Origin of the sequence: Pseudomonas bharatica (assembly GCF_048586865.1) — a bacterium.
Classification (GTDB): Bacteria; Pseudomonadota; Gammaproteobacteria; order Pseudomonadales; family Pseudomonadaceae; genus Aquipseudomonas; species Aquipseudomonas bharatica.
Genome location: NZ_JBMAWR010000006.1, coordinates 20036 through 44736, shown reverse-complemented (window position 1 = coordinate 44736; position 24701 = coordinate 20036). Strand labels below are relative to the sequence as shown.

Annotated in this window: 28 protein-coding genes; 15 read left to right on the top strand and 13 right to left on the bottom strand. The window is 63.5% G+C overall.

Annotated elements, in window-relative coordinates:
- Positions 1–206: 206 nt before the first annotated feature.
- The gene (argH, locus tag ACKLLE_RS09495; RefSeq protein ID WP_009395695.1) at positions 207–1601 is read left to right on the top strand and encodes an argininosuccinate lyase; all 1395 of its coding nucleotides are present in this window, start codon (positions 207–209) and stop codon (positions 1599–1601) included.
- Positions 1602–1724: 123 nt separating this feature from the next.
- On the opposite strand, the gene ACKLLE_RS09490 is transcribed toward argH, so the two are convergent.
- Positions 1725–2393 (bottom strand): glutathione S-transferase family protein, encoded by a 669-nt coding sequence (locus ACKLLE_RS09490; protein ID WP_064301078.1) that lies wholly within the window; start codon positions 2391–2393, stop codon positions 1725–1727.
- 147 nt (positions 2394–2540) lie between these two features.
- Here ACKLLE_RS09490 and ACKLLE_RS09485 point away from each other — a divergent pair, with 147 nt between their 5' ends.
- From ACKLLE_RS09485 to ACKLLE_RS09475, 3 genes are all read left to right on the top strand, one after another.
- A complete protein-coding gene (locus ACKLLE_RS09485; protein WP_009395700.1) occupies positions 2541–2825 on the top strand; it encodes a hypothetical protein in 285 nt (94 codons plus the stop codon).
- A gap of 83 nt (positions 2826–2908) precedes the next feature.
- Positions 2909–3154: a TIGR02647 family protein gene (locus ACKLLE_RS09480; protein ID WP_009395701.1), complete on the top strand. Its 246-nt coding sequence runs from the start codon at positions 2909–2911 to the stop codon at positions 3152–3154.
- Positions 3155–3330: 176 nt separating this feature from the next.
- Positions 3331–6186 carry a class I adenylate cyclase gene (locus ACKLLE_RS09475; RefSeq protein WP_420057745.1) on the top strand — a complete coding sequence of 952 codons (2856 nt, stop codon included), beginning with the start codon at positions 3331–3333 and terminating at the stop codon, positions 6184–6186.
- Here ACKLLE_RS09475 and rnk read toward each other — a convergent pair whose 3' ends face one another.
- From rnk to cyaY, 3 genes are all read right to left on the bottom strand, one after another.
- Entirely contained in the window at positions 6187–6597 is a 411-nt protein-coding gene (rnk, locus tag ACKLLE_RS09470) for a nucleoside diphosphate kinase regulator (protein WP_009395703.1), read from the bottom strand.
- A gap of 235 nt (positions 6598–6832) precedes the next feature.
- Positions 6833–7054: a DUF1289 domain-containing protein gene (locus tag ACKLLE_RS09465; protein WP_009395704.1), complete on the bottom strand. Its 222-nt coding sequence runs from the start codon at positions 7052–7054 to the stop codon at positions 6833–6835.
- A gap of 1 nt (position 7055) precedes the next feature.
- Entirely contained in the window at positions 7056–7388 is a 333-nt protein-coding gene (gene cyaY, locus ACKLLE_RS09460) for an iron donor protein CyaY (protein WP_009395705.1), read from the bottom strand.
- Positions 7389–7573: 185 nt separating this feature from the next.
- On the opposite strand from cyaY, the gene lptM reads away from it, so the two are divergent.
- The 6 genes from lptM to ACKLLE_RS09430 are packed head-to-tail and all read left to right on the top strand — an operon-like array spanning position 7574 to position 12146.
- Positions 7574–7711 carry an LPS translocon maturation chaperone LptM gene (gene lptM, locus ACKLLE_RS09455; protein WP_009395706.1) on the top strand — a complete coding sequence of 46 codons (138 nt, stop codon included), beginning with the start codon at positions 7574–7576 and terminating at the stop codon, positions 7709–7711.
- Between the two features lie 9 nt (positions 7712–7720).
- Entirely contained in the window at positions 7721–8968 is a 1248-nt protein-coding gene (gene lysA, locus ACKLLE_RS09450) for a diaminopimelate decarboxylase (RefSeq protein WP_009395707.1), read from the top strand.
- 4 nt (positions 8969–8972) lie between these two features.
- Positions 8973–9803: a diaminopimelate epimerase gene (gene dapF, locus ACKLLE_RS09445; protein ID WP_009395709.1), complete on the top strand. Its 831-nt coding sequence runs from the start codon at positions 8973–8975 to the stop codon at positions 9801–9803.
- Positions 9804–9816: 13 nt separating this feature from the next.
- Positions 9817–10554, top strand: a complete 738-nt coding sequence (locus ACKLLE_RS09440) for a DUF484 family protein (protein WP_420057743.1) — start codon at positions 9817–9819, stop codon at positions 10552–10554.
- Entirely contained in the window at positions 10555–11454 is a 900-nt protein-coding gene (xerC, locus tag ACKLLE_RS09435) for a tyrosine recombinase XerC (RefSeq protein ID WP_420057742.1), read from the top strand. It begins immediately after the preceding gene.
- Positions 11451–12146, top strand: coding sequence for an HAD family hydrolase (locus ACKLLE_RS09430; RefSeq protein ID WP_420057741.1), 696 nt, complete (start codon positions 11451–11453; stop codon positions 12144–12146). The genes xerC and ACKLLE_RS09430 overlap by 4 nt, the downstream gene beginning before the upstream one ends.
- A 166-nt stretch (positions 12147–12312) precedes the next feature.
- Here ACKLLE_RS09430 and sutA read toward each other — a convergent pair whose 3' ends face one another.
- From sutA to glnK, 3 genes are all read right to left on the bottom strand, one after another.
- A complete protein-coding gene (gene sutA, locus ACKLLE_RS09425) occupies positions 12313–12636 on the bottom strand; it encodes a transcriptional regulator SutA (protein ID WP_009395717.1) in 324 nt (107 codons plus the stop codon).
- A gap of 469 nt (positions 12637–13105) precedes the next feature.
- Positions 13106–14443, bottom strand: a complete 1338-nt coding sequence (locus ACKLLE_RS09420) for an ammonium transporter (RefSeq protein ID WP_037058946.1) — start codon at positions 14441–14443, stop codon at positions 13106–13108.
- Between the two features lie 40 nt (positions 14444–14483).
- A complete protein-coding gene (gene glnK, locus ACKLLE_RS09415; protein WP_002555808.1) occupies positions 14484–14822 on the bottom strand; it encodes a P-II family nitrogen regulator in 339 nt (112 codons plus the stop codon).
- A gap of 416 nt (positions 14823–15238) precedes the next feature.
- On the opposite strand from glnK, the gene ACKLLE_RS09410 reads away from it, so the two are divergent.
- The 3 genes from ACKLLE_RS09410 to dmeF all read left to right on the top strand — a co-directional run bounded on the left by ACKLLE_RS09410 (position 15239) and on the right by dmeF (position 16850).
- Positions 15239–15502 (top strand): accessory factor UbiK family protein, encoded by a 264-nt coding sequence (locus ACKLLE_RS09410; RefSeq protein ID WP_009395804.1) that lies wholly within the window; start codon positions 15239–15241, stop codon positions 15500–15502.
- A 158-nt stretch (positions 15503–15660) separates the two neighbouring features.
- The gene (locus ACKLLE_RS09405) at positions 15661–15936 is read left to right on the top strand and encodes a metal/formaldehyde-sensitive transcriptional repressor (protein ID WP_009395812.1); all 276 of its coding nucleotides are present in this window, start codon (positions 15661–15663) and stop codon (positions 15934–15936) included.
- Positions 15937–15944: 8 nt separating this feature from the next.
- A complete protein-coding gene (gene dmeF / locus ACKLLE_RS09400) occupies positions 15945–16850 on the top strand; it encodes a CDF family Co(II)/Ni(II) efflux transporter DmeF (RefSeq protein ID WP_420057726.1) in 906 nt (301 codons plus the stop codon).
- A 324-nt stretch (positions 16851–17174) separates the two neighbouring features.
- Here dmeF and ACKLLE_RS09395 read toward each other — a convergent pair whose 3' ends face one another.
- Together ACKLLE_RS09395 and ACKLLE_RS09390 are read right to left on the bottom strand one after the other, a co-directional pair.
- A complete protein-coding gene (locus ACKLLE_RS09395; RefSeq protein ID WP_420057725.1) occupies positions 17175–18428 on the bottom strand; it encodes a type II toxin-antitoxin system HipA family toxin in 1254 nt (417 codons plus the stop codon).
- Positions 18418–18666 (bottom strand): helix-turn-helix domain-containing protein, encoded by a 249-nt coding sequence (locus ACKLLE_RS09390; RefSeq protein WP_009395815.1) that lies wholly within the window; start codon positions 18664–18666, stop codon positions 18418–18420. The genes ACKLLE_RS09395 and ACKLLE_RS09390 overlap by 11 nt, the downstream gene beginning before the upstream one ends.
- 203 nt (positions 18667–18869) lie before the next feature.
- Here ACKLLE_RS09390 and ACKLLE_RS09385 point away from each other — a divergent pair, with 203 nt between their 5' ends.
- A complete protein-coding gene (locus ACKLLE_RS09385; protein ID WP_420057724.1) occupies positions 18870–20366 on the top strand; it encodes a YifB family Mg chelatase-like AAA ATPase in 1497 nt (498 codons plus the stop codon).
- 19 nt (positions 20367–20385) lie between these two features.
- Here the strand turns inward: ACKLLE_RS09385 and vapC are convergent, their stop codons facing one another.
- The 3 genes from vapC to ACKLLE_RS09370 form a co-directional block, all read right to left on the bottom strand.
- Complete coding sequence (gene vapC / locus ACKLLE_RS09380) at positions 20386–20799, bottom strand: type II toxin-antitoxin system tRNA(fMet)-specific endonuclease VapC (RefSeq protein WP_064301067.1); 414 nt, start codon at positions 20797–20799, stop codon at positions 20386–20388.
- Positions 20799–21029, bottom strand: coding sequence for a type II toxin-antitoxin system VapB family antitoxin (vapB, locus tag ACKLLE_RS09375; protein ID WP_064301066.1), 231 nt, complete (start codon positions 21027–21029; stop codon positions 20799–20801). Before vapB ends, vapC begins: the two co-directional genes overlap by 1 nt.
- A gap of 75 nt (positions 21030–21104) precedes the next feature.
- The gene (locus ACKLLE_RS09370; protein WP_064301065.1) at positions 21105–21416 is read right to left on the bottom strand and encodes a DUF6124 family protein; all 312 of its coding nucleotides are present in this window, start codon (positions 21414–21416) and stop codon (positions 21105–21107) included.
- A 407-nt stretch (positions 21417–21823) separates the two neighbouring features.
- Here ACKLLE_RS09370 and ACKLLE_RS09365 point away from each other — a divergent pair, with 407 nt between their 5' ends.
- Entirely contained in the window at positions 21824–23242 is a 1419-nt protein-coding gene (locus tag ACKLLE_RS09365; protein WP_064301064.1) for a mechanosensitive ion channel family protein, read from the top strand.
- 39 nt (positions 23243–23281) lie between these two features.
- Here the strand turns inward: ACKLLE_RS09365 and amaA are convergent, their stop codons facing one another.
- Positions 23282–24571 (bottom strand): L-pipecolate oxidase, encoded by a 1290-nt coding sequence (amaA, locus tag ACKLLE_RS09360; protein WP_420057721.1) that lies wholly within the window; start codon positions 24569–24571, stop codon positions 23282–23284.
- Positions 24572–24701 lie beyond the last annotated feature (130 nt).

Below are 24701 nucleotides of genomic sequence, written 5' to 3'. Positions count from 1 at the left end.
CTAAAGATTCACTGGTCGACAGCAAACAATGCCGATCCTCTGTCCAACTGTAGACGGTTGCCGCAACACTGCCGTTCAATCGTTGAATATCCCCTGCCAGCGCGACATAAACCCGCACTTGTACCGACCGCCGAGCCCCGTGGCGGCCGGCAACCCTGTTATCATCCGCACACTTTTTCCCGTTCACGCCTTCAACGAGCGAATCCATGAGCACTGACAAGACCAACCAGTCCTGGGGCGGCCGCTTCAGTGAACCCGTCGACGCCTTCGTCGCCCGCTTCACCGCCTCCGTCACCTTCGACCAGCGCCTGTACCGCCACGACATCATGGGTTCGATCGCCCACGCCACCATGCTGGCGAAGGTCGGCGTGCTCACCGACGCCGAGCGCGACAGCATCATCGACGGCCTGAAGACCATCCAGTCCGAGATCGAGGCCGGCAACTTCGACTGGCGCGTCGACCTGGAAGACGTGCACATGAACATCGAGGCACGCCTGACCGACCGCATCGGCATCACCGGCAAGAAACTGCACACCGGCCGCAGCCGCAACGACCAGGTGGCCACCGACATCCGCCTGTGGCTGCGTGACGAGATCGACCTGATCCTCGGCGAGATCACCCGCCTGCAGCAGGGCCTGCTGGAACAGGCCGAGCGCGAGGCGGAAACCGTCATGCCCGGCTTCACCCACCTGCAGACTGCCCAGCCGGTCACCTTCGGCCACCACCTGCTGGCCTGGTTCGAAATGCTCAGCCGCGACTACGAGCGCCTGGTGGATTGCCGCAAGCGTACCAACCGCATGCCCCTGGGCAGCGCCGCCCTGGCCGGCACCACCTACCCCATCGACCGCGAGCTGACCTGCCAGTTGCTGGGCTTCGAAGCCGTGGCCGGCAACTCGCTGGACGGCGTCTCCGATCGCGATTTCGCCATCGAGTTCTGCGCGGCGGCCAGCGTGGCGATGATGCACCTGTCGCGCTTCTCCGAAGAGCTGGTGCTGTGGACCAGCGCGCAGTTCCAGTTCATCGACCTGCCTGACCGGTTCTGCACCGGCAGCTCGATCATGCCGCAGAAGAAGAACCCGGACGTGCCGGAGCTGGTACGCGGCAAGACCGGCCGGGTGTTCGGTGCCCTGACCGGCCTGCTGACCCTGATGAAGGGCCAGCCACTGGCCTATAACAAGGACAACCAGGAAGACAAGGAACCGCTGTTCGACGCCGCCGACACCCTGCGCGACTCGTTGCGGGCATTCGCCGACATGATCCCGGCGATCAAACCGCGTCATGCGGTGATGCGCGAAGCGGCCCTGCGCGGCTTCTCCACAGCAACCGACCTGGCCGACTACCTGGTGCGCCGCGGCCTGCCGTTCCGTGACTGCCACGAGATCGTCGGCCACGCAGTGAAATATGGCGTGGACACCGGCAAGGACCTGGCCGAGATGAGCCTGGAAGAACTGCGCCAGTTCAGCGACCAGATCGATCAGGACGTGTTCGCCGTGCTGACCCTGGAAGGTTCGGTCAATGCGCGCAACCACATTGGTGGGACCGCTCCGGCGCAGGTTCGCGCTGCGGTAGCACGCGGCAAGGCCCTGCTGGCCAGCCGCTAAGCCCTGAAGGCTGGCGCGAACCAATGTGGGAGCGGGTTCACCCGCGATTACAGTGCTGGATTCACTACTGTAATCGCGGGTGAACCCGCTCCCACATTGGTTTGCGTCAAGCCATCCACTGCGTTATTGCTGACTACGCGCCTTCACCACCTTCTCCAGGAAGGTCGGGAACATCGCCGCCTTCGCTTCATTGATCGCCGCCACGTGCGGGTTCTGCCCGATCAGTTCCAGCAGCGCTACCGCCTGCGGGAAGTCTTCCAGTACATCCACGCCATATACCTTCCTGCCCACCGCCCGGGCCAGATCGACGCTGAAGAAGAAATACAGGTCCGCCACGGTGAAGCGTTCACCTGCCACATAAGGCGCGAACACCCCATTGCGCTTGAGGGTTGCCAGCCCAGCCAGCAGCTCCGGCCAGGCCTTGGCCTTGAGCGGTTCCGGTACTTCGGCGCCAAAGAAGGACTGCGGGTAGAACACGCGGGCGGTCAACTCGATGTACAGCTCGATTTCCTTGACCAGCTCCCAGACCTTGGCCCGGGCGAAAGGCTCGGCCGGCAGCAGCGGCTTGCCGCCTTGGGTCTGCTCGATGTAGTCGAGGATGATGTCGGTCTCGCTGAGGAAACCCTGTTCGGTCTCAAGCACCGGGACCTTGCCGCGCGGGCTGATCTTCAGCGAATCCGGAACCTGGCCGCCGAAGAACAGCACTTCTTCGAAGGGCAGGCCTTTTTCCAGCAGCGCCAGTTTGACCATGTTGTAGTAGTTGCTGACCGCAAATCCATGAAGCTTGAGCATGAGGAACAGCCTCCAGGCCGTAAGGGGTTGGCCGCGCTGTTATAGCCGCAACGCCAGGCGACTGACCAGCATCATGCGGGCGGCAGATACCCCGGCATTGCCGGCAAGGCCGTGGCACACTGGCTCCCTTGTCCCAAGGAGCACACCATGAGCGACCACGAGATCGACCACGACGACGATGAAGCCTTCGCCGAATCGACCCTGATCCAGGCCATTGAAAACCAGCTTGAAAGCGGCGAGCCGCCGGCCGCCCAGGCCGTGTTCAACAAGCTGACCCTGGTGGGCTATGAGCGCGATGACATCCTCAACCTGATGGCCCACGTGCTGGCGATAGAGATCGATGCCATGCTCGGCGAAGACCGCCCGTTCAACGCCGAGTGGTACGAAACCGCGTTGCGCGCCCTGCCGGAGCTGCCGCCCGAGAAGGAATAAGGCAAACCCAGGCAAGGCGACTACACTGCAAGACCAGGCATCCGCAGAGGTGCCGCCCTCCTTTTCTTGAAGTCGGAGTATCTATGTCGTTCACCCCCGAGCTGGTTGCCGAACTGGAAATTCTCGCGCTGTTCAACCTGGACAGCACTCAGGAAGGACTCAAGGTCCATGCCACTGCCGCCCCGCAAACCATTGCCGCGGCAAAACGCCTTTATGAAAAGAAGCTGATCGACCAGCCCGACGGCGGCTACCTGACGCAGCTTGGCCATGATGCTGCGGAAGCCACCCAGCAACTGCTGACCATCCTGAACGTCGCCGAGCCCGCCTGATACAGCCCGCCAACGGCCAAGCCCGTCGCCTTTGCAACGGGCTTGCCACGACAGATTCGGCGGCGCCGACAAACGGCGCTGGAAAACTGACGTCAAAAATCAAATAGCGCTTATCGCTGTACTCCGACAGCGGCTAAACTCGCCCCTGCCTCCACGACGGCTGGTTTGAGCTTGCGATGAATCTTCCTCACGAAATCCGCCCTGATCTCGACCAGGGTATCGACCGCAAGGTCCTCGGCCAGTTGCGCAAGCGCTTCATGGACCTCAACCAGGGTCGCCTGACCCGGGCCATGGAAGGGCTGTCCAGCCGCCAGCAACAGGTGCTGACCCTGTTGCCGCTGTTCTTTCACGTCAATCATCCGCTGTTGCCGGGCTATGTGTCCGGCAACACCCCGGCCGGTGTCTCCGCCTACGAGCCGGGCCCGCAGGTGCTGGCCGAGGCCCAGCGCCTGACCCGATCGTTTTCCTACAAGGCCAGGCGTGGTGAACGGCAACAGCCGATCCACGGCCTGTTCCTGATGGGCAGCCTGGGCACCCTGGCCCAGGCGGAACAAAGCGACATGGATATCTGGGTCTGCCACGCGGCCGATGCAGACGAGGCGGCCCTGGCCGAGCTGCGCCGGAAATGCCAGCTGCTGGAAGCCTGGGCCGCCAGCCAGGGTGCCGAGGCGCACCTGTTCCTGATCGAGCCAGGCCAGTTCGTGCGCGGCGAGCGCGACAGCCGCCTGAGTTCCGACAACTGCGGCACCACCCAGCATTACCTGCTGCTCGACGAGTTCTACCGCACCGCGATCTGGCTCGCCGGGCGCACACCGCTGTGGTGGCTGGTGCCGGTCTATGAGGAAAGCAATTACGCGCAGTACACCGAGACCTTGCTGTCCAAGCGCTTCGTGCGCAGCGAGGAGGTGCTGGACCTCGGCAACCTGGCGCAAATCCCGCCCGGTGAGTTCGTCGGCGCCGGGCTGTGGCAGTTGTACAAGGGGATCGAGTCCCCCTACAAATCGGTGCTCAAGCTATTGCTGACCGAGGTCTACGCCAGCGAACACCCCGACGTGCGCTGCCTGAGCCTGCACTTCAAGCAGGCCGTGTTCGCCAACATTCTCGATATCGACGAGCTGGACCCGTACATGATGGTCTACCGCCGCATCGAGCAGTACCTGCAACGGCGCAACGAAACCCAGCGCCTGGAGCTGGTACGACGCAGCCTGTACCTGAAGGTCAACCGCAAGATCAGCCAGATGGCCCGGCAGAAACCCAACTGGCAGAGCGAGCTGCTGCAGCGCCTGACGCACGAGTGGGGCTGGGACGAACGCCAGTTGGCCCTGCTCGACAGCCGCAGCCAATGGAAAGTGCGCCAGGTGGCGGCCGAACGCCGGGTGCTGGTCGCCGAGCTGAACCACAGCTATCGCTTCCTCGACCAGTTCGCCCGCAATCTCGGCGCTACCGCGCGCATCGACCAGCGTGACCTGAACATCCTCGGCCGGCGCCTGTATGCCGCCTTCGAGCGTCGCGCCGGCAAGGTCGAGTTCGTCAACCCGGGCGTGGCGCCGGACCTGGCCGAAGACACCCTGACGCTGGTCAACTCGCCGGACCGCAAGGAGCCGGGCCAGACTCATTGGGGCCTGTACAACGGCAACCTGGCCGTGCACGAATGGGAGCAGTTCATGCCGATCAAGCGCAGCCGCGACCTTCTCGACCTGCTGGCCTGGGCCCATCGCAACGGCGTGATCGACAGCGCCACGCGCCTGGCCCTGCATCCGGGCAGCAGCGACCTGAGCGAGTACGAGCTGTTCAACCTGATCGGCAGCCTGCAACAGAGCGTGATGCTGCCATTGAGCACGGTCAGCGACGCGCGCTTGCTGCGCCCGAGCGTGGCCGACGAGGTACTGCTGCTGGTCAACGTAGGCGTCGACCCGCTGCGCCATCACCGCGACCTGAACATCCTGATGACCACCGAGCGCACCGATTCGCTGAGCTACGCCGGGGTCAGGGAAAACCTGGTCCTCACCCTGGACCAGGTGACCCTCAACAGCTGGAACGAGGTCCAGGTGCTGCGCTACGACGGCGAGCATGCGCTGTTGCGCTGCCTGCGCGACTACCTCAACAGCCTCGACCACAGCCCCGTGGAAGCCCCGCACCGGCCAAGGCTGCGGGTGCGCAGTTTCTGCCACAACCGCGCCCTGGCCATCGCCCAGCGGGTCGAGGAAGTGTTCGTCACCGCCCAGGCCCTGTTCGACCAGCGCCTGGACCACCGCTACCTGATCCAGGTACAGCAGCATACCCACGTGCTGGAACTGTTCGCCGGCGGGGTGAACCTGGTCTCGGTGGACAGCCAGGCCGCGCTGCTGGCGTACCTCGGCGAAGAACGCCACGGCTACAGCCCGTTGGCACTGGACGGCAATGTGCTGGAGGAGCACGACCTGGCGCTGGTCCTGCCGCTGGGCCAGCCGCAGTGCGTGCAGGTGTTCTACCGAGTGCAGGACACCTGGGCGGACGTCTACGTGCTGGACGAATACAACGCCCTGTGGCAACAGCGCCTGCCCTTCCATGATGAAAGCAGCCTGCTCCTGCCGTTGCAGCGCTTCCTGCAATCGGTGGTGTTCCGCCGCAATGCGCGGCTGCCGATGGACGAGCAGCAGGCCCATCCACTGGACACCCTGTATTACCGGATATTGCCCTCGGGCAGCGGCCGAGCGCGGCAGGTCGAGCCATGGCAGGCACCGGAACTGGCCTTCGACCTGCCCTACTACGAAGTACAGGCAATCATCCAGGCCGCAGCGGACGACGCCATGCACGTCACCCTGTACTGCAACCAGAAGGAGTTTTCCGAGCTGGATCACGGCGACCAGCTATACGCCGTGGTCGCCCGCGAGATCATCGAGCAGCGCCGCGATGCGCAGCGCTATCGCTGCTACATCACCGACCTGGATCTGTCCGACCTGCTTGCCGACGGCCAGGGTTCGAGCATCCTGTACCTGCGCTACAAGCAGGAACTGGAGCGCCTGCTCAACCAGGCCCTGGCGGCGGTCTGATCAGAGATCGAAGTCGCCCGCCGCTTCCGGCTGGTATTCGACTTCCAGCAGCTTGAGCTTGAGGGTCTTGCCGCCGGGCGCCGGCCAGTCGATCTGCTCGCCCACCGACAGGCCGAGCAGCGCGCAGCCGATTGGCGCGAGGATCGACACGTTGCCTTCCTTGCCGGCGTCCTGCGGGTAGACCAGGGTCAGGTGATAGTCCTTGCCGCTGGCTTCCTCGCGGCAATGCACGCGGGAATTCATGGTCACCACACCTGCCGGCACCTCATCGTGGCCCACCACCTGAGCAGCGCGATCCAGCTCGCCCTGCAGGGCCAGGACGCCCGGCGCGTTCTCGTCGAGGCTGTCGATCAGGCGCTCCAGACGCTGCACGTCCAGGCGGGTGAGGGTAAGGGAAGGTTTGGTGCTCATGATCCGTTCAGGCTCCTTTTGGCAGATCGCATAAAGCAAAACCCCGCCCAAGGGCGGGGTTTTCAAATGTTCGGCAAATGGCCGGTGTGAGGCTGACACTAACACAGCCCAGCAATTTCTCAAGACCTCGAAAGCACGACGCGGACCCTGTGGGAGCGGGTTCACCCGCGATTGCGGTGGTGGACTCACTGCAGCAATCGCGGGTGAACCCGCTCCCACAGGGCCGCTGTAAACCTCAGGAGCCAGTCGCAGCCAGCCGCCGCGCACTCGCCTCGGCACAAATCTCCCGCCGCCGCTGGTCATCCGCCGAACGCCACTCGCGAATATGCTCCACATGGCGGAAACAGCCGATGCACACCCGCGCCTCATCCAGGCGGCAGGTGCTGATGCAGGGCGACTTCACCGCCGGGCTCACATTGCTGTACAGCGGCTTGGGTGGCCGGATTTCGCTGCTCACCTCAGATCTCTTCGAAATCGAGTTTTTCGCCGGCACGCTCCCAGACGATGCGCTCCAGCATCTCGCCCAGCAGCTCCTCGGTCTTCTCGCAGACCCACTTGCCGCTTTCTTCGTCGTAGTCGAAGTGGAAGCCACCCGAGCGGTCGGCCAGCCATAGCTGGCGCAGCGGCTCCTGGCGGCTGAAGATCAGTTGGGCGCCGTTGTCGAACTTGACGGTCAGCACACCGGCCGAATTTTCCATGTCCAGGTCCAGGTCGCTCTCATCGAACAGGTCTTCCAGTGCCTGTTGGGTCGCGTCTACCAGATCGTGAAAACGCGCTTCGCTCAAACTCATTGCAGGAACCTCGAAAAATGTCTGCTCAACACGCAAGCCGGGCAAGATACGAGCGCCGCGCCGCGAATGCAAAGACAAACGCCAGGCCCGGCACGTGCCGCCCGACGGCTGGCCGGCTACATAGGCAAGGCGCCGGACGCTCGGTATACTCCGGCGCAATACTGCTTAAATCAAAGGATTTCGCCATGAAGCGCCTGATTTCCTCCCTCGCGGCGCTCGTCGCGGTTGCCTGCCTTGTCTCCGCCTGCGGCCAGAAAGGCCCGCTGTACCTTCCTGATGACAGCAAGGACGGCAAGAAGTCGCAATCGCACCAGCACCAGTAAGGGAACCCGATGGACGCTTTCAACTACCGCGACGGCGAGCTGTTCGCGGAAGGTGTAGGCCTGTCGGTCCTTGCCGAACGTTTCGGCACGCCGACCTACGTGTATTCCCGCGCTCATATCGAGGCCCAGTACCGTAGCTACACCGATGCCCTGCAGGGCACCTCGCACCTGGTCTGCTTCGCGGTCAAGGCCAACTCCAACCTGGGCGTGCTGAACGTCCTGGCGCGCCTCGGCGCGGGCTTCGACATCGTTTCCGGCGGCGAGCTGGAGCGTGTCCTGGCTGCAGGCGGCCGCGCCGACCGCGTGGTCTTTTCCGGTGTCGGCAAGACCCGCGCAGACATGCGCCGCGCCCTCGAGGTCGGCGTGCACTGCTTCAACGTCGAGTCCACCGAAGAGCTCGAGCGCCTGGCCCAGGTCGCCGCCGAAATGGGCGTGCGCGCCCCGGTGTCGCTGCGGGTCAACCCGGATGTCGACGCCGGCACCCACCCGTATATCTCCACCGGCCTGAAAGAGAACAAGTTCGGCATCGCCATCGCCGATGCCGAAGAGGTCTACATCCGCGCCGCACAGCTGCCGAGCCTGGACGTGGTCGGGGTGGACTGCCACATCGGGTCGCAACTGACTTCGCTGGAACCGTTCCTCGACGCCCTCGACCGCATCCTGATGCTGGTCGATCGCCTTGGCGATTGCGGCATCCTGCTCCAGCACCTGGACCTCGGCGGCGGCCTCGGTGTGCGCTATCGCGATGAAGAGCCGCCTTTGGCCGGCGACTACATCAAGGCCGTGCGCGAGCGCCTCGGCGACCGCGACCTGGCCCTGGTCTTCGAACCGGGCCGGCACATCGTGGCCAACGCCGGCGTGCTGCTGACCCGCGTGGAATACCTCAAGCACACCGAACACAAGGATTTCGCCATCGTCGACGCGGCGATGAACGACCTGATCCGCCCGGCGCTGTACCAGGCCTGGATGGACATCAGCGCCGTGCGACCACGCGCCGGCGAACCACGCCATTACGACGTGGTCGGGCCGATCTGCGAGACCGGCGACTTCCTTGCCAAGGACCGCGCCCTGAACCTGGCCGAAGGCGATCTGCTGGCCGTTCGCTCCGCGGGCGCCTATGGTTTCGTCATGAGCTCCAACTACAACACCCGTGGCCGCTGCGCCGAAGTGCTGGTCGATGGCGACCGGGCCTTCGAAGTGCGCCGCCGCGAGACCGTAGCCGAGCTGTTCGCCGGCGAAAGCCTGCTGCCGGAGTGACACGATGCTTTTGCGTTTTACCAAGATGCACGGCCTGGGCAACGACTTCATGGTCCTCGACCTGGTCAGCCAGCACGCGCACATCCTGCCCAAGCACGCCAGGCAATGGGGCGATCGCCATACCGGCGTGGGCTTCGACCAGCTGCTGATCGTCGAGGCGCCGAGCAACCCGGAAGTGGATTTTCGCTACCGCATCTTCAATGCCGACGGCTCCGAAGTGGAGCAATGCGGCAACGGCGCGCGCTGCTTTGCCCGCTTCGTCCTCGACAAACGCCTGACCGCGAAGAAACGCATCCGCGTGGAAACCAAGGGCGGCATCATCGAGCTGGACGTGCGCAACGACGGGCAGATCTGCGTTGACATGGGCCCGCCGCGCCTGGCCCCGACGGAAATCCCGTTCCAGGCGCCGGCCCAGGCCCTGAGCTATCCGCTGGAAGTCGGCGGGCAGACCGTCGAGCTGGCGGCCGTCTCGATGGGCAATCCCCACGCCGTATTGCGCGTCGACGACGTCAACAACGCACCGGTCCACGATCTCGGCCCGCAGATCGAAAACCACCCGCGCTTCCCGCAGCGGGTCAACGTCGGTTTTCTCCAGGTCGTCGACCGTCACCGCGCCCAGTTGCGCGTCTGGGAGCGCGGCGCCGGGGAAACCCAGGCCTGCGGTACCGGCGCCTGTGCTGCCGCAGTGGCCGCCATCAGCCAGGGCTGGATGGACTCGCCGCTGCTGATCGACCTGCCCGGCGGACGCCTGTCCATCGAGTGGGGCGGCCCGGGCAAACCGGTGCTGATGACCGGCCCGGCGGTGCGGGTCTACGAAGGACAGGTTCGTCTATGAGTGAGTGCCAGCCATGACCGATCAGCCCAAGGCGCCAGCCGCGGAACCCGACGACAACCTCGTGGAGGGCTCCACGCCCGACGTCGGGGCCGAGGCCGTGGCCGCTTACCTGCGCGCCCATCCCACGTTCTTTGCCGAACATGACGAGCTGCTGCTCGAACTGCAGGTTCCCCACCAGCGCGGCGACAGCGTCTCGCTGGTGGAGCGCCAGCTCAAGCTGCTGCGCGACCGCAACATCGAAATGCGCCACCGTCTTTCGCACCTGATGGATGTCGCCCGCGACAACGACCGGTTGTTCGAGAAGACCCGCCGCCTGATTCTCGACCTGCTCGACGCCGACAGCCTGGAAACCGTGGTCATGGCCGTGGAAGACCGGCTGCGCCAGGACTTCCAGGTGCCCTTCGTCAGCCTCATCCTGTTCGGCGAAAATGCCGCGCCGGTAGGCCGCTGGGTTCCGGCCAGCGAAGCCCAGCAGGCTATCGGCGGCTTGCTGTGTGGCGGCAAGACCGTGAGCGGCAACCTGCGCGACCACGAGCTGGACTTCCTGTTTGGCGAGGCACAGCGCAAGGAAGTCGGCTCCAGCGCGGTGGCGGCCCTGGAAAACCAGGGACTGCACGGCGTCCTGGCGATCGGCAGCCGCGATCCGCACCACTACAAGAGCACCGTCGGAACCCTGTTCCTCGGCTACATCGCCGAAGTGCTCGGTCGCGTCGTACCACGCCTGACCCAGACTCTGCGCCCGGTACGCTGAATGGAACGCCAGCTGGAGGCGTTCTGCAACCATCTGCGCAGCGAGCGGCAGATGTCGGAGCACACCCGGCTGGCCTACCGACGCGACCTCGACAGCGTCCTGGCCTTCTGCGCCACGGTGGGTATCACCGAGTGGAAAACCTTGCAGATCCAGCATCTGCGTCAGTTCATCGCGCGCCGGCACCATCAGGGCCAGTCCTCCCGCAGCCTGGCCCGCCTGCTTTCAGCGGTGCGCGGTTTCTACCGATACCTCAACCGCGAGGGCCTCTGCGAGCACGACCCGGCCAACGGGCTATCTGCGCCCAAGGGCGAGCGGCGCCTGCCGCGCACGCTGGATACAGACCGGGCCCTGCAACTGCTGGAAGGCGGTGTCGAAGACGACTTCCTCGCCCGCCGCGACCAGGCGATCCTGGAGTTGTTCTATTCCTCGGGCCTGCGCTTGTCGGAGCTGACCAGCCTCGACCTAGAGCAGCTCGACCTGCCGGCAGGGCTGGTCCAGGTGCACGGCAAGGGCAGCAAGACCCGTGTCCTGCCGGTGGGGCGCAAGGCTCGCGAGGCACTGGAACACTGGTTGGCCCTGCGCGCGCTGAGCAACCCCAAGGACAGTGCCGTCTTCGTCAGCCAGCAGGGCCGGCGCCTGGGGCCGCGGGCCATCCAGCTAAGGGTGAAGGCCGCCGGTGAGCGGGAGCTGGGCCAGAACCTGCATCCGCATATGCTCCGGCACTCCTTCGCCAGCCACTTGCTGGAATCATCCCAGGACCTGCGTGCCGTCCAGGAGATGCTCGGCCACGCCGACATCAAGACTACCCAGATCTACACCCACCTCGATTTCCAGCACCTTGCCGCGGTCTACGACAGCGCGCATCCTCGTGCCAAACGCAGTAAGGGCGACGACTCATGAGTATCCAGCTGATTACCTTCGACCTTGACGACACCCTGTGGGATACCGCGCCGGTGATCGTCAGTGCCGAAGCGGTTCTGCGCGACTGGCTGGCCGCCAATGCACCAAGCCTCGGCGCGGTGCCGGTGGAACACCTGTACGCCATTCGCGAGCGGGTGGTGCAGGCCGAGCCAGGCCTCAGGCACCGCATCAGCGCCCTGCGCCGGCGCGTGCTGTTCCATGCGCTGGAAGAGGTGGGCTACAGCGAGCACAAGGCCCGCGAGCTGGCCAACGAAGGCTTCGAAGTGTTCCTGCACGCACGCCATCAGATCGAAATCTTCCCCGAGGTGCAGCCGGTGCTGGAACTGCTGCGTCGCCACTACACCCTGGGCGTGGTCACCAACGGCAATGCCGACGTGCGGCGCCTGGGCCTGGCGGATTACTTCAAGTTTGCGCTATGCGCCGAGGACCTGGGGATCGGCAAACCGGATCCGGCGCCGTTTCTCGAAGCGCTGCGCCAGGGTGAGGCGGCTGCCGGGGCGGCCGTGCATATCGGCGATCATCCCGGCGATGACATTGCCGGGGCCCAGCGCGCCGGCCTGCGAGCGGTGTGGTTCAACCCGCAGGGCAAGGCGTGGGAAGCGGATGGCAAGCCGGATGCGGAAATCCAGCGTCTGTCGCAACTACCGGATGTCCTCGCCCGCTGGCGCTGAAAGAGCGGCCTTGCATTGACCTTGTGGGAGCGGGTTCACCCGCGATTGCGTTGGTAAATTCACTACCGCAATCGCGGGTAAACCCGCTCCCACAGGGTCCGCGTTGCCCCTCGGGCAGACACAAAAAAGCCCGCTGTGTAATGGCGGGCTTTTCGTTACGACGGTCTCAGATAGGACGACTGCCGTATTTGTTGTCAGGCTTCTTGGGCGGATCGGCGACCACGTTGGCCTCGACTTCCTGCACCTTGCCACCGCGCGCCAGGAACTCTTCCATGGCACGGGCAAGCGCGTCGCGCTCCTTCTGCTTGGCTTCCATGCTCGGCATCTCGTCGACCGAGACCGCTGCCTTGGATTTGCCCTTTGCCGCAGGGGCCGGGCTATCGTCGCCAGCGTCTTCGGCTACGTCATCGGCCGCCGCTTCGAGGCCTTCATCGCCCTCGTCTTCATCGCCTACTTCGAGGTCGTCATTTTCCAGATCGTCGTCGCTCATGTTCTACCTCATGACTTGCGAAAAGCAGATTAGTTATAGACCAGTCGCCGTAGAGGTTTACGACTGCTGGAGAAAGATCATCGATCACGTGTTGCGCATGATCGACAACGCCCGCCGCTACCGCTGGCGAACGCTGTGCAGGCCCTTCAGAGCCTGACCAAATAAAGAGCTGCCGGTTCAAATAACCCCGGTTTCGTCCCCGCCGATCGGCTCGCTCAACAGCAAGCCTAGCAAAGGGCCATGAAGTGTGTGAACAGGCCACCATCACCCCACGGCGCGCATTCTAGCGTGCCGGATGAAAAAGCAAAGTGCCTAAAACGCCCCGCAGACTGTAAGTTTTCCGCTGACAATCGGACAGCCTTTGCAACAAGAATGAACCTGCAGCGAAAAACCGTTTGCCTGCCGTGCGCAGAGCAAATCCGGGACAAAAAAATGCCCGGCAAGCCGGGCAAGTTTTTTTCTCGGCGGGTTACAGGTTGTAGCCACGCTCGTTGTGTTGAGCCAGGTCGAGGCCGACCGACTCTTCTTCTTCGTTCACACGCAGGCCCATCACTACATCCAGCACTTTCAGGATCACGTAGGTGACGATGGCGGTGTAGATCACGGTGAAGCCGACGCCCTTGGCCTGGATCCAGACTTGCGCGCCGATGTCGGTCACGGTGCCGAAGCCGCCCAGGGCCGGTGCGGCGAACACACCGGTAAGGATTGCACCGACGATACCGCCGACGCCGTGCACACCGAAGGCATCCAGCGAGTCGTCATAGCCCAGCTTGCGTTTCAGGCTGGTGGCGCAGAAGAAGCAGACCACGCCGGATACCAGGCCGATCACCAGGCCGCCCATCGGGCCGGCAGTGCCGGCGGCAGGGGTAATGGCAACCAGGCCGGCAACCACACCCGAAGCGATGCCCAGGGCGCTTGGTTTGCCGTGAGTGATCCATTCGGCGAACATCCAGCCCAGCGCAGCGGCGGCAGTGGCGACCTGGGTCACCAGCATGGCCATGCCGGCAGTGCCGTTGGCAGCCGCAGCGGAACCGGCGTTGAAGCCGAACCAGCCGACCCACAGCATCGCCGCGCCGACCAGGGTGTAGCCCAGGTTGTGCGGAGCCATCGGGGTGGTCGGGAAGCCTTTGCGCTTGCCAAGTACCAGGCACGCCACCAAGCCAGCGATACCGGCGTTGATGTGCACCACGGTGCCGCCAGCGAAGTCCAGCACGCCCCAGTCCCACATCAGGCCGCCGTTACCGGCCCAGACCATGTGCGCGATTGGCGCATAGACCAGGGTGAACCAGACGCCCATGAACACCAGCATCGCGGAAAACTTCATGCGCTCGGCGAATGCACCGACGATCAACGCCGGGGTGATGATCGCGAAGGTCATCTGGAAGACCACGAAGACCGCTTCCGGGAAGGCCGCCGTCAGGCTTTGCGGGGTCACGCCGGCGAGGAAGGCCTTGGAAAGGCCGCCGACGAAGGAATTGAAGTTGGTGACGCCTTGTTCCATACCGGTGGTATCGAAGGCCAGGCTATAGCCGAAGACGACCCACAGCACGCTGATCAGACCGGTAATGGCGAAGCATTGCATCATCACCGACAGCACGTTCTTCGAACGCACCATGCCGCCGTAGAACAGCGCCAGGCCGGGGATGGTCATGAACAGCACGAGGGCAGTGGCAGTCAGCATCCAGGCGGTATCGCCGGAATTGAGCGCAGGAGCCGCAGTGGCCGCAGCGGTTTCCTCGGCCAGCGCGACAGCTGGCATTACGAGGGACAAAAGGGCTCCTAGCCCTGCGAATTTACGCAGAGTCATGTTGTTTTCTCCTGGGGCGTTGGGTTTGGGGCGGCTTTTGTTAGATCGCGTCGGTATCGGTTTCGCCGGTACGGATGCGGATAGCCTGTTCCAGATTCACCACGAAAATCTTGCCGTCACCGATCTTGCCGGTGTTGGCGGCCTTGGTGATGGCTTCGATGACCCGGTCCAGATCCTTGTCGTCGATGGCGACGTCGATCTTGACCTTGGGCAGGAAGTCGACCACGTACTCCGCGCCGCGGTACAGCTCGGTGTGACCCTTCTGCCGACCGAAGCCTTTGACTTCAGTGACAGTGATGCCCTGCACGCCGATTTCGGACAGCGACTCGCGCACATCGTCCAGTTTGAACGGCTTGATGATGGCAGTGACTAGCTTCATGAAACTCTCTCCCGAATAGGTGGACTTGCCCCAGGAAAACAAACCCGACTCAAGTCTAAGCGCAGTGCCTGGGCTTTGTAACGTTTCGTCAGCCTTTAATCCGTAGGGCTGACTGGCGAAACCGGCACCAGGCAACAAACTTCGTGTCATCGCTCCGCCTGAGCACTGCCTCGTCCTGGGACTGCATCAGTGCATGGGTCACGATGGTCTTAGCAGAAACAGTGCCATGTCAGGGAAACCTCCGGATTACAACGACTTGGGGGGAATATCCCATCTTGGCCAGTAGCCAGCAGACAAATGGACGCACTACAACGGTGCGCAACATCGGCGAGACATGTTCAAAAAGCGTGCAGTGAGAGGTGGCCAATCGCCCGTGCTACACTGCCCGCCCTCTTTTCGAAACAGGAGCGTCCGACATGCTCGCGCCCAAAGCCTTTCTCGATGCCCTGAGCGACCAGGCCTCGCGCCTGTTCAGCAATGACCCCACGCAACCGCGCAGCGAGCTGGAGAGCCAGTTCAAGGCGCTGCTGCAAAGCGGCTTCAGCAAGCTCGACCTGGTCAGCCGTGAAGAATTCGACAGCCAGATGGTCGTCCTGGCCCGTACCCGCGCCCGCCTCGAAGCGCTGGAAGCCAAGGTCGAAGCACTCGAAGCCCGCCTGAATCCCATCACCAGCGAGTGATGTTCCCGGTTGCCGACCGGCGCGCCCCTGCGCTGGTCTTGCGGCCAACCCTCCTGCCTTTTCCGCTGCTCGTCCCGGCCTTCGTTCGCCTGTCGCTTGTATAGGGGGAGGGGGTATGCAATGCTGCGCCCCATCCGATAGGCAGGGGGGGTATAGCCATGTCACACACCCACGTGAAAAAGGACGCGCTGCTCAAGCGCGTGAAGCGTATCGCCGGCCAGCTGCAGGCGGTGGAAAAGGCCCTGGAAGAAGGTGCCGACTGCGGCAAGACCCTGCACTTGGTGGCGGCCACCCGCGGCGCCATGAACGGGCTGCTGGAGGAGATCATCGAAGACCACGCCCGCGAGCACGTCGCCAACCCCGAGCTAAGCGACGAAGAGCGCGCCCGGGGCGTGGAAGAACTGCTCGAAGCCATCCGCCGCTATTCGAAGTGAGCACCGTCATGACCGAGCACACGCACGACCATCAGTTCCTCGGCTCCGCCCATGACCAGAACGCTCGCCGCACCTTGTGGGTGGTGATTCTCACCCTGGTGATGATGGCGGCCGAAATCGCTGCCGGCTACATCACCGGCTCCATGGCCTTGCTGGCCGACGGTTTCCATATGGCGACCCATGCCGGGGCGCTGGGTATCGCGGCGGCGGCCTATGCCTACGCGCGGCGGCATGCGGGCAGTTCCCGCTACAGCTTCGGTACCGGCAAGGTCGGCGACCTGGGTGGCTTCGCTTCGGCGCTGATCCTCGGCATCGTGGCGCTCAGCGTCGGCGTCGAATCGACCATCCGCCTGTTCCAGCCGGGCGAGGTGCAGTTCGACATGGCGATCTTCATCGCCGTGATCGGGTTGCTGGTCAATATCGCCAGTGCGCTGCTCCTCGGGCATGGCCACACTCACGACCATCATCATGAGCATGGCCACGACCACCCTCATCACCACGACAACAACCTGCGTTCGGCCTACCTGCATGTGATCGCCGATGCGCTGACGTCAGTGCTGGCGATCGCCGCGCTGCTGGCAGGGCGGTTCCTGGGCTGGGTGTGGCTGGATCCGCTGATGGGGATTGTCGGTGCGCTGGTGATTGCACGCTGGTCATGGAGCTTGATGAAAGTCACGGCCGGAGTGCTGCTGGACCAGACGGACGAGCATGTCGCCGAAGAGATTCGCGAGCTGGTGGAGAAGCCAGGGGATGCGCGGATTACCGACCTGCACGTCTGGCGGGTCGGGCCTGAGGCGCATGCGGCGATTGTCAGCGTGGTGGGCAAGGCCGGGGTGGACCTGGCGAGTATCCGGCAGCGGTTGGTACCGGTGCATGAGGTGCGGCATTTGACGGTTGAAGTGCAAGCGGGGTGAGAACGGCCCTGCCAACTGCATCGTATAGAAGGCACTTCGTAGTAAAGACCGCAAAATGACTCCTATACGATGCAACTCCAGGCTGTACAAATCCATTGATGCGGCGCGGACCCTGTGTGGCGGGTTCACCCGCGATTGCGATGGTGAATTCACTATCGCAATCGCTGGCAAGCCAGCTCCCACAAGGTCCGCGCCGGGCACGAATGCTGCGGTTGACCCAGAACCCTGTGGGAGCTGGCTTGCCAGCGATGAGGCCATCAGCCCCACCGTGGATCCGGCGATGTACCCGGCCCCTGTGGGGGTTTACCCGCGATTGCCTCTCCATCATTTTTTAACCTTATCAACGACCTTGGCCCGCTTCTCCGACATCAAGCTGCGGGCCACACCAACATTCCAGGCATCCAGCATCCTGGTGCCGATCAGTTCGAATTGCGGGTTCTGCCCGAGGTACTCGAGCATTTCCTTTCGAGCATCGCTGATACCGTCGGCGATCTGCTGCAGGGTCTGTTCAACGATCCGCTCGGAAAACCCGCACGTCACGCGTCCGAACTGAGCCAGCCGCTTATGCTTTGGAAAGGCCTTACTCCCTTCCATCATCAGCGCCATCATGTCCTGCGGGCTGTAGGGCGTGGTGGTGACGATGTCATAGGCAGGGGCCAGCTTGATCACGGCGTCCTCGCTGGTGCTGTCGTACATGAGCGCGAAGTTCTTCATGTGAGCGTCGCCGCCTTGCACCGCCGCCGACAGGGCCACACAACGAAAATACTGCAGCAATGCCGCCTGACGCAGCGATGGCTCGACCCATGTATTAATCTGCCGCACGCCACCTTCATAGCTGCCATCGTACTTGCGGTTGGCGCCCCAGCCGTTGAGCACGCAGAAGTCTTCAAGGCCCAGATAGCCCTGCTCGCCGATATCGAATCGCTCGACGATCAGAAACTTGCCGCCGTTGCTCAATTGAAATCCGGGCACCTCCAAACCAGCCAGCTTGGCGGCTCGCATGCAGAAGAACTCATTCGCGGCCAACTCAGGGTAATCCTCATCGCGCCAGGCCTTGACGATGTGCGTCGCTCCCCGGTGCGTAACCCGCTCGACGCCTTCGACATCCTCGTCGCGCACAAGCACCTTCGGCTGCACCCCGGAAACGCCTGAATACTTGGCATATCTGGAAAGCAGATCCTCGAACAGCCCCTGCGCACCATCATGGACAAGCAGCTCATTGATGGAGGTGCCCGGCATCGAGCCTTCCGAATGACCTCCCACGATCACTCGCCCCAACTGGTGAGGGCCTACGATGCCCAGCAGATCGAGATCGTCGAAGCCATGGATGACCTTGGCGAACATCTGCTGCAGTCGGCTTCTGAGAAAGCCCTCGGGCAGGTTCATCTCGAAGATGGGATGCAGACCGCGCTCCCAAAGGTAGTCATCCCGGCGTACTGGCATCGTCAATGACACCGCCTGGCCTTCGGCCGCCGAATCGCGATATCTGAAGGACGTGGCGCCCGGTGTAGAGTCCGCGCGCGCCAGGCTGCCGACATCCAAGCCTCTTACCGCCACGTTCAAGGCTTCATTGCTCATGGAAGTTGGCCTCTTTCAGCTGGTCCAGCGTTGGTCGCCGGCGCTGGGCGACAGCCGTCAGGGTATATCCAAGCATGTTGAGGATGGCCTCGACCTTGCGAATACCAATCTCGGGCACGGTATTGTTTTCGATCCCGGAGATGGTCGAGCGGCTCATGCCCAACTGGCTTGCCAGTTCTGACTGCGAAAGACCTTTCTGTTTGCGGAGGTTCTTGATGGTCCGGCCGATGGCTTCCATTTTTGCACCGTATACAAGACATTTCTGGCTTAAGGCTAGCATATGACTTGTATAGCATTCATTCTGGGTATTAAGCGATCATCGAGTTTTTACTGCCCACCCTCCGGACACACCAGGAAGTAATCTCCCCCAACCCGCCTCCGAACCCACCACTATCCTTGCAAAACCGCACGACGCGGCCCCGCATCGATCATGGAGCGTTCATGTCCCTCGCCATCGTCCACAGCCGCGCCCAGGTGGGGGTGCTGGCGCCGCCGGTTCTTATCGAAGCCCATCTCGCCAACGGTTTGCCGACCCTGACCCTGGTCGGACTGCCCGAAGCCACGGTCAAGGAAAGCAAGGACCGGGTACGCAGCGCGATCGTCAATTCCCGGCTGGAATTTCCCCAGAGGCGGATCACCCTCAACCTCGCGCCTGCCGATCTGCCGAAGGACGGCGGGCGTTTCGACCTGGCAATTGCGCTGGGCTTGCTGGCGGCGAATGGACAATTCACCCAGGCGGCGCTGGACAAGGTGGAGTGTCTCGGCGAACTGGCGTTGTCCGGGGCGGTGCGGCCGGTACAAGGCGTGCTGCCTGCGGCACTCGCTGCCCGCGATGCCGGGCGGGCGCTGGTGGTGCCGAAGGCGAATGCCGAGGAAGCCTGCATGGCGTCGGGGCTGGAGGTGTATGCGGCGGATAATCTGCTGGAGCTGGTCGGGCATTTCAGCGGGCAACAGCCGTTGATGCCGTATCAGCCTAACGGGCTTTTGCTCAATCCCCGGCCCTATCCGGACCTGAGCGAGGTGCAGGGACAGTTGGCAGCGAAGCGGGCGCTGCTGGTGGCTGCGGCGGGGGCGCATAACCTGCTGTTCACGGGGCCGCCCGGAACGGGAAAAACCCTGCTTGCCAGCCGCCTGCCCGGGCTGCTTCCGCCGCTGGATGAACGCGAAGCGCTGGAGGTTGCGGCGATTCAATCGGTTGCGAGTCCGAAGCCGCTGGACTGCTGGCCACAAAGGCCTTTTCGACATCCCCATCACTCTGCTTCCGGGCCTGCATTGGTCGGAGGCGGATCACGTCCGACACCCGGCGAAATCACCCTGGCCCACCACGGCGTGCTGTTCCTCGATGAACTACCCGAGTTCGAGCGTCGCGTGCTGGAGGTGCTCCGCGAGCCACTGGAGTCAGGCGAGATCGTGGTCGCCCGGGCGCGGGACCGGGTGCGCTTCCCCGCCCGCTTCCAGCTCGTTGCAGCAATGAACCCCTGCCCCTGTGGCTATCTCGGCGACCCCACCGGTCGCTGCCGCTGCAGCAGCGAACTGGTGCAGCGCTATCGCAACAAGCTGTCCGGCCCGCTGCTGGACCGGATCGACCTGCATCTTACCGTCGCCCGTGAAGCCACGGCGCTCTCTCCCGGCAGCGAAGACGGCCCCGACAGCGCCACCGTCGCCCGCCAGGTGGCCATCACCCGTGAGCGCCAGCAGCAACGGCAAGGCTGCGCCAATGCCTTCCTCGACCTGCCCGGCTTGCGCCGGCACTGCAGGTTAGCCACGGAGGACGAGCGATGGCTGGAACATGCCTGCGAACGCCTGACCCTGTCGCTGCGGGCAGCGCATCGGTTGCTCAAGGTGGCACGAACGTTGGCCGATCTCGAAGAGGTCGAGGATATCCGGCGGGAGCATCTGGCGGAGGCGTTGCAGTATCGGCCGGCGGGGCAGGAATGAGGGCTGTTGCTTGGCGCTGTCAGACCGTGGGAGTAGGTACCCAGTCCTCGACCCTCAAGCCCGGCACTCGGTCGAATTCGCGGCGGTTGTTGGATACGACGATCAGCCCTTGGGAGCGGGCATGTCCGGCAATCATCTGATCATAAGGGCCAATCTGCTTGCCAAGCCGGGCAAGCTCCGCACGCAACTGCCCTGTATGGGCAGCTGCCTCATGGTCGTATTTGAGCACCTCCAGACGAGCAGCAAATCCTTCAACATCAGCAAGGTTGCGCTCCGGATTCGAGGACTTCTCGGCACCATATACCAACTCCATCAAGGTCACAGTGCTTATACACATCTGTCCATGATGGCGCTTGAAGGTTTCCCGCACCTCATAGGGGCGGTTCTTGATAGTGAAAATGCAGATGTTGGTATCGAGCATGAACTTGAGCATCAGAACGCCTCTCGCTCCTGATCTTCCGGTTGCTCACGGTCTGCCATGAAATCTGCGGTTACGCCCTCGCTCTCGAACCAGCTATCCCAGGATTCGCCAGCCGGCGTGATGATCCTGGTACGTCCGAGGGCTACAACATCGACGCGCTTCACATCATCCGGAAGAGCGACAGCCTTGGGTAACCTTATGGCTTGGCTGCGATTGCTCTGAAAAACGGCACCTTGTTCCATGAATCACCTCGCGGAATATAAATGCATATCCCATGGTAGAGACCATTTGGGATATGTCAATGGGATATGCCAACGCTACTCCCTTCTGCCACTATCAACAAACCCCGCCAACACCGAATCCACCAGCGCCTTGGCCATCTCCGCTTGCTGAGCGATACCGACGACCAGGGCGTGATCGTTGGCGGTGAGGTGCTCAGCGGCATCGCAGGCAGACGCCCGCAGGCAGCTGAGCAACAGACAGGCGTGGACCAGCGCATCTTCGGCGCAGATTTCCTCGCTGACGTTGAACATGCACTTGCCGCTGAAATCGTGAGGGCCAAATGGCGTGCCGCTGGTTTTGAAACGGGAAAAGTCGAAGGGCGGTGGATCGGGGACGGGCTTTTTCATGGTGCAACTCCTATGCGGATAGGCAAAAAAGCCGCCGCCATAGCGCTGCGAAACGAATGGGTGGCAGCTGTACGCGGGTTCGCAGACCGGGCATAGGAACCGGTGCACCCGAAGGTGCCCCGCGCACAACCGCCATGACAGGACAATCGAACGACATTGATCGAATGCTGAAATGAGGTTCTGGCTATGCTCTGGGCTGCGACACCCTGTCACCAGAAATCAGTGACCGTCGGAGCCTAAGCACCCCTCCGCAGAGGCGCAACAGAGCAACAGGCCACGCAGTATGATTCAGAAGCGTCTGACAGAAAACGGCCACAGACCATTGTGAAATCTGTTGTTTCGAATGACATTTGAGATCGCATCGCTGGCAAGCCACACCCACCCAAGGCCCAACTCCCGAGACTCCCATGCCCTACCCTCTCCTGCTCGGCGCCTTCCTCCTGCTTCTCGACCTGCTGCTCTGGCGCGCCATCCCCGTGGAGCGGCGCAACTGGCGCACCGCCGCGCGGGTCGTGGCGTTCCTGCTGTTCACCGGGGTATTGCTGAGCGCCGGCATCAGCCCGCTGCAACCGCCGCCCTGGCCCGAAGACCTGGCCCGCAACCTGCTCGCCACCGTCCTCGAGATCACCTGGTGGCTGTTCGCCGCGCGCACGCTGACCGTGGTGATCGGCCTGATGCTGATCGCCCGCAGCGGCCATACCGGCCGCCTGCTGCAGGACGTCCTCGGCGCGGTGATCTTCCTGGTTGCCATCGTCGCCGCAGCCGCCTACGTGATGCAGCTACCGGTCAAAGGCCTGCTGGCAACCTCGGGCGTGATGGCCATCGTCATCGGCCTGGCCTTGCAGAGCACCCTGAGCGACGTGTTTTCCGGCATCGTCCTGAACACCACCCGCCCTTACCAGATCGATGACTGGATCAGCATCGACGGCACCGAGGGCAAGGTGATCGATATCGACTGGCGCGCCACCCGCCTGCTCACCGGCAACGGCAGCATGGCGGTGATTCCCAATTCGGTGGCGGCCAAGGCCAAGCTGCTCAACTTCAGCCGGCCCAACGATGTGCATGGGGTGTCCATCAGCGTGGTCGTTCCCGCCAGCGTGCGCCCGCGCAAGGTGCTCGATGCCCTGGAGAAGACCCTGCAAGGCAGCAGCGCCTTGCTGGCAGTGCCCAAGCCCAAGGCGACGATCAAGGCGTCGACCCTGGAGTCGGTGGAATACGAGGCCAGCGGCTTCGTCGCGGCGATGGACCAAAAGACCACCGTGCGCAACCAGATGTTCGACCTGGCCCACCGGCACCTGGTGGCTGCCGGGGTGATCTGGAACCCGGAAAACGACACCCGCCCCTGGAGCCGGCAACGCAGCCTGCTGGAAGACGTGCGCATCTTCCGCGCCCTGAGCAGCGAGGAAAAGGACAGCCTGAGCCAGCGCATGATCGCCGTCGAATACCCGGCGGACCAGGTGATCCTCGGCGTCGACGAGGCCTCCGATCATGTATTGGTGATCGGCACAGGCGTGGTGTCGGCGGCGGTCCATGATGGCGAGAAACTGCTGGAAGCCGGTCGCATGGGCCCGGGCGAAGTACTCGGCGTCGAAGGCTTGCTGGACGAAGCCACCTCGGCGGCGGAGTTCCGCACCCTGACCAGCTGCCTGCTCTATCGCATCGACAAGGCCGAGGTGAAGCAATGCCTGGAACAGCGCCATGAAGTGAAGGACGCCCTGGGCAAGCTGCAGAGCGTCCGCGAGCAGAACAGCCAATCACTGTTGCTGCAGAAGCCCGCCGCGATCAAGAAAGGCGGCTTCCTCAACTGGCTGCAGCGCAGGCCTTGAACCTCGGTATCGACGCTCCTACCTGGACCGCGCAAGCCTTCAGAGCACCACCCGCAGGCACTGCCCGGCGTGATACAGCGAGAACCCGGTTTCATAGAAGCCGGTGCGCAGCGCCGGTACCGCCACCGGCTTCATCGGCGAGAATGGGATCGGCAGCGCGGCGGGATCATCCTGCATCAGGAAACGGGCAAACGCCTTGCCGATCACCGTACCGGTGGTGTTGCCGCGGCCGTTGTAGCCGGTGACGGCAACGATGCCCGGCGCCGGTTCGAACAGGCGCATCAGGTGGTCCGGGGTGAAGTCGATGCAGCCGGTCCAGTGCATTTCCCATTCGACCTTGCCCAGTTCCGGGAAGTAATGGCCCTGGATCCTGTCGGCCCAGCGGCGGATGAACCATGACGGCTTGTTGTCCACCCGGCCGAGGCTGCCCAGCAGCAACCGGCCCTGATCGTCGCGACGGATACTGCTGAGCACGGTGCGGGTGTCCCAGGAGCCCTGGCCATGCTTGAGCACGTTATCGGCGGCGGCGCCGTGCAGCGGCACCGAGGCGACCTGGTAGTAGTAGCCGCGGAAAAAATGCTTTTGCAGATCGGTCCAGTCGCCTTCGGTATAGGCGCCGGTGGAGATGACCACTTTCTCGGCTTCCACCACGGCTTTCGCCGTCTTCACCTGCCAGCCGCGACTGCCGTTGCGTTGCAGGCCTTGCACCGGGGAGCGTGTATGGATGCGCCCGCCCAGGCGCTCCACCGCTTCGGCCAGGCCGCGGGTGTAGGCCATTGGATTGATGGTGCCGGCACGGCGGTCCAGCAGCGCGGCGGAGATCTGCCGGGTGCCGCAGTAATCCTCGCAGCGGGCTCCGGTAAGCACTTCCACGTCGGCACCGCGACGGGTCCATTGCGCGTGGCGGGCCTGCAGGTCGGCGACACCGGTAGCGTTGTGCGCCATGTGCAGGGTGCCGTCGTTATGCGCCTGGCAATCGATGCCGAGGCGCTGGATCAGAGCGAAGACTTCCGCAGGGGCCTCGCCCAGCACCTTGTTCAAGCGACTGCCCTGCTGCAGGCCGAGGGTGGCTTCGACATCGTCGGGACGGATCCAGGTGCCGGCGTTGACCAGGCCGACGTTGCGGCCAGAGCCGCCGTGTCCGATGTCACGGGCCTCCAGCACCACCACCGACTTGCCCTGCTCCAGCAAGTGCAGGGCGGCGCAAAGGCCGGTGATGCCGCCGCCGATGATGCAAACGTCCGCGACCGCATCGGTGCTGAGAACCGAAGCGGGGGCCGCAGGCGGGGTGATGTGTTCCCACAAGCATTGTTGACGCAGGTCGGGCATGGGTGGGGTCCCCAGAGCAGGTATTGATCTTGTTATCTGGATTGCTCGGATCTGTGGGAGCGGGTTTACCCGCGATTTGCGGTGGTGAATCCACTACCGCAATCGCGGCGGTTCGGCGGCCCGATGAACC